Below are 260 nucleotides of genomic sequence, written 5' to 3'. Positions count from 1 at the left end.
GAACAGTATTTTGGTGATCGTGTTGATTTGTTTAACTCTGGTACGGGTTATCACAATCCCGTCGCGTTGAGTCTGGGATTAAATTACACCCCTGTGCCATTAGTCACTGTGACGGCCCAGCATAAACAGGGTGAAAGTGGCGAGAATCAAAATAACCTCGGGCTGAATCTTAATTACCGCTTTGGTGTACCGCTCAAAAAACAACTTTCTGCGGGCGAGGTTGCCGAAAGTCAGTCGTTACGTGGTAGTCGCTATGATAA

At 46.2% G+C, this 260-nt stretch carries 1 protein-coding gene; it reads left to right on the top strand.

Going from position 1 to position 260, the window contains the following annotated elements:
- Positions 1-260, top strand: a 260-nt coding sequence (locus V5P19_RS23865; protein ID WP_334408042.1) for an inverse autotransporter beta domain-containing protein, incomplete at both ends; no start/stop codon positions are given.

Source organism: Enterobacter sp. UNJFSC 003 (assembly GCF_036903355.1).
In the GTDB taxonomy this organism is placed as follows: Bacteria; Pseudomonadota; Gammaproteobacteria; order Enterobacterales; family Enterobacteriaceae; genus Enterobacter.
The sequence above is the reverse complement of the archived record's forward strand: the minus strand, read 5'-3'. Positions and strand labels throughout refer to the sequence as shown.